Below are 3,240 nucleotides of genomic sequence, written 5' to 3'. Positions count from 1 at the left end.
AGGTAGATGTATTGCCAGATATCCAGCTCAGTCCAGTTTGATAAAGGGAACACACGAATGCTCTCGCCTTTATTTACTTTACCGTTATACACATTCCATAGCTCAGGACGTTGGTTTTTCGGGTCCCAGCGGTGATGTTCATCGCGGAAAGAATATACACGCTCTTTGGCGCGAGATTTTTCTTCATCACGCCGTGCGCCTCCAAATGCAGCATCAAAACCATGCTTGTCCAGAGCTTGCTTCAAGCCTTGGGTTTTCATGATATCAGTATGTACAGAGCTGCCATGGACAAATGGGCTGATGTCCATCTCTACCCCTTCAGGGTTTTGATGCACAATCAACTTCATACCCACTTTTTCCGCCATATAGTCACGAAACTGAATCATTTCTTTAAACTTCCACGTGGTATCTACGTGCATTAACGGGAACGGAGGCGTCGCTGGCGCAAATGCTTTTTGTGCTAGGTGGAGCATCACCGAAGAATCTTTACCGACAGAATATAGCATTACCGGGTTATCAAACTCAGCGGCAACCTCACGCATGATATGAATAGACTCAGCTTCTAATTGCTTTAGATGAGTCATACGCTCTGAAGAAATATTCATTTCAAAGAAGTCCTTAAATTACAATCCAATAAAGGCAGGTATTGCGATTAACACAATCAAGCCATAAAGCAGGCACATCGGTACGCCTACTTTCACAAAATCTTGCAGCTTATACTGTCCCGCATTAAACACCATCAAGTTAGTTTGGTAACCATATGGGCTAATAAAACTGGCGCTAGCACCAAACGCGACTGCAAGTATATACGCTTGAGGGTTTGCAGATAAACTCGAAGCCAATTCGATTCCAATAGGAAGTACGAGTGCAGCCGCCGCATTGTTAGTGACCAACTCTGTCATTAACCACGCCAACAAATAAACAACAATCAAGCCCGTCAGTGGAGTAAACAAATAATCATATGAATGAACCATTGTTTCTAGCCCACCCAAAGCACCACTATTTGTTAAAGCCTGAGACAAGAGCAGGGCGGAGGATATAATTAACCAAACATTTTTAGGTAAACGCTGCAGAACCTCATTAGCCGTTAAACACCCAGACAACAAAAGTGCACCTAATAATATCAACATCACTTTAAAAAGAGACACAACACCTAACGCCGCCAACAAGATAGAACCGAGAAACCCAACAACAGTCAGCTTTTCTCTCCACCCACTTAAGCACTGATCCGTTTCAACTTCGCTCAATAAATAAAAATTCTTACGGATATTATTTCTTGAATAGTGATCGTTTCCCACTGCAAGCACTAAGTAGTCACCAGCCTCAAGCGTCACTTCACCAAGCTTACCCGACAACGCCACCCCATCGCGTTTAATCGCAACGACAGCAGCATCAAACAAAGCACGAAAGCCTGAATGTTTAAGTGTTTTTCCGACCAAGTTACTTTCCGGTTTAATAACCACTTCGGAGAGATTATCAAGGGGTAAGCCACTATTACTCGCAAACAAAGAAAGCCCATTGAATTCCCTTAGTATCGTGATCTTCTTAACGTCACCACTAAACAACAAGCGATCATTGGGTGCAATAACCTCTTGAGGAGTCACAGGCGATATCAAGCGCCCCTCTCTCAATATTTCGACCAAAAATAACGACTCTAAATGTCGAAGACCATTTTGCTCTACAGACTTTCCGATTAGCTCTGAATCTGAAGCGACTTCAGTATCGATAATATAATCACGGATCTGAACTTGGTTCTTGTCGTACTCTGGCAATAATGGGCTTAATGCAAACAAAAGCACCCCACAACCCACAACCAAACATAAGCCCACCACGGTAAAGTCGAAAAACCTCAAACTGGGCAAACCTGAGTCGATAACCAAACTATTGACGATTAAGTTAGTGGACGTTCCAACTAAGGTTAAGGTTCCACCCAGTATGGCAGCATAAGAAAGAGGGATAAGTAGTTTACTGGCTTTGTGATGCGGGTTGTTGCGGATCGGTGCCAACATAGTGGAAACGACCGCAGTATTGTTCAATATCGCTGAAGAAAAAGTGGTTAAGCTGAATAACCTGAGCAAGGTGAAACGATAGTTAGGTCCAATAACATAGTTGGTAACTACTCTTAGTAGCTTCGTTTTCTCTAATGCTACAGAGCAAATAACCAACAGCATCAAAGTTAATAAACCCATATTTGAAAAGCTTTGGATAACCTGCTCTGTCGTAACAAGAGAGCTGGTAAAAAGCACTAACAACAATACACCAAACACTCTATCAGACTGAGATTGAAAGCGTATCAAGCCGCAAATTGTTGCAACGAATAAGCCAAGTACCTGAACAGCAGGATTAATTAACCAATCAAGCAAAACCAATGCTCCAAATAAACGAATTAAGGTATGAGAATACAAACACCAAAGAGAACAGCCTATCATGGTGACGTTATAGGCTTAAGTATAGTGACACCATAAAACAGGGAAATACAAGTGTCAGTTCATGGCTCTCGTCAACACTAAAATTCACTAACGAACACTGACTTCGCTACTTAAAGTTGTGCTTATCATTCAATAACCTACGCTCTAAACAGCCACATTCACTACAGGTTTAGCCCCTTGCCTAAGCCTCTTACAATACAAGACTGATTCTAAAAAACGTCAAAGATACGTAAGAAAGCAAGAGAAAAATTAAACGCGGTCGCCCGAGCCTTTACCTAATACTGTTTGAATAATGTATTGGAAGTAAAACTTAGTATTCAACGTGTTAATCATGCGTTGATCCCACTCCGCTAATTTTTTCGGTGTCGACATGTCGATATCATTGATTTGAGCCAATCCCGTCACACCAGGCCTAACCGACAATACTCCTCTCGACTCTCTCTCATCAATCAACTCTTGTTGGTTAAACAGACATGGTCTTGGGCCAACTAAACTCATTTCACCTTTAAGCACGTTGTATAGCTGAGGCAGTTCATCAAGCTTGGTTTTACGCAGGAATCCACCGAGCTTGGTCACTGAACTCGCTCCAACTAAATGAGTCGCGACAGATTTTGTTTCGACAGGCATTGTGCGGAATTTAACCAAGGTGAAAGGTTTTTTGTTACGACCTACACGCGTTTGAAAAAAGACAGGCGACCTTGTATCAAAGTAACCAAGGATACAAATAAGGAGAAATACTGGCCACAGGAGCAACAGACCAAAGAGAGCAAAAAAGAAATCCAATAAACGAATCAAAATATAAGTCCTATTA

At 42.0% G+C, this 3,240-nt stretch carries 3 protein-coding genes; all 3 read right to left on the bottom strand.

Going from position 1 to position 3,240, the window contains the following annotated elements:
- Positions 1-605 (bottom strand): sulfate adenylyltransferase subunit CysD (gene cysD, locus AB4653_RS25595; RefSeq protein ID WP_372105628.1); only part of this gene is annotated, 605 nt, incomplete at its 3' end.
- Between the two features lie 18 nt (positions 606-623).
- Entirely contained in the window at positions 624-2,363 is a 1,740-nt protein-coding gene (locus AB4653_RS25590; protein WP_009847931.1) for an SLC13 family permease, read from the bottom strand.
- 315 nt (positions 2,364-2,678) lie between these two features.
- Positions 2,679-3,227 carry a sugar transferase gene (locus tag AB4653_RS25585; protein ID WP_102257563.1) on the bottom strand — a complete coding sequence of 183 codons (549 nt, stop codon included), beginning with the start codon at positions 3,225-3,227 and terminating at the stop codon, positions 2,679-2,681.
- Positions 3,228-3,240: the final 13 nt, after the last annotated feature.

Origin of the sequence: Vibrio sp. 10N.222.48.A3, assembly GCF_041475345.1 — a bacterium.
Classification (GTDB): Bacteria; Pseudomonadota; Gammaproteobacteria; order Enterobacterales; family Vibrionaceae; genus Vibrio; species Vibrio tasmaniensis_A.
The sequence above is the reverse complement of the archived record's forward strand: the minus strand, read 5'-3'. Positions and strand labels throughout refer to the sequence as shown.